Source organism: Vibrio sp. AIC-3 (assembly GCF_013114515.1).
In the GTDB taxonomy this organism is placed as follows: domain Bacteria; phylum Pseudomonadota; class Gammaproteobacteria; order Enterobacterales; family Vibrionaceae; genus Vibrio; species Vibrio crassostreae_C.
The window spans coordinates 1-696 of the sequence record NZ_VTXG01000080.1 but is presented as its reverse complement, the minus strand read 5'-3'; the positions used below and the strand labels follow the sequence as shown (position 1 = coordinate 696).

The 696-nt window shown below is 44.3% G+C and carries 3 tRNA genes and 1 rRNA gene; all 4 read left to right on the top strand.

Annotated features, from left to right (window positions below):
- Positions 1-92 (top strand): 16S ribosomal RNA (locus F0229_RS21695); the annotation flags it as partial.
- Between the two features lie 89 nt (positions 93-181).
- Positions 182-257 (top strand) — tRNA-Glu (locus F0229_RS21690).
- A gap of 2 nt (positions 258-259) precedes the next feature.
- Positions 260-335, top strand: a tRNA-Lys gene (locus tag F0229_RS21685).
- Between the two features lie 33 nt (positions 336-368).
- Positions 369-444: transfer RNA gene (locus F0229_RS21680), tRNA-Val, on the top strand.
- Positions 445-696 lie beyond the last annotated feature (252 nt).

Sequence of the window (696 nt, the reverse complement as noted above, 5' to 3'; positions counted from 1 at the left end):
CGGGGAGGACGCTCACCACTTTGTGGTTCATGACTGGGGTGAAGTCGTAACAAGGTAGCCCTAGGGGAACCTGGGGCTGGATCACCTCCTTATACGAAGATATTCACGATAAGTGTCCACACAGATTGATTAGGTTTAGAAAGTAAAAGAGACGAAGAACTCCCAAGTTCTTCAATCCAGTGTCCCGTTCGTCTAGAGGCCTAGGACACCGCCCTTTCACGGCGGTAACAGGGGTTCGACTCCCCTACGGGATACCATTGGGTCGTTAGCTCAGTTGGTAGAGCAGTTGACTTTTAATCAATTGGTCGCAGGTTCGAATCCTGCACGACCCACCATTCTTTCTCCACGAAGGAATTAAAACTTTTAGTGGGCGATTAGCTCAGTTGGGAGAGCACCTGCCTTACAAGCAGGGGGTCACTGGTTCGAGCCCGGTATCGCCCACCATTCTCTAAATATTCTTGGAAGTTAAATCTCCAAACCACTTCTTATGTCGCTGGTTGGATTTTTCGACTGTGAGAGTCTTTAGAAAATGAACTTCACAAGAAGTCTCATTGCTCTTTAACAATTTGGAAAGCTGACTGATTGATTACTCACGAGTAATTCAATCAAATTTAAAAGTTCTCAATGTTTATCTTTCATTAGATAAACACAACAAACACATTCAAGTGTCTTGTATTCGATTCAAACTTGTTTGAA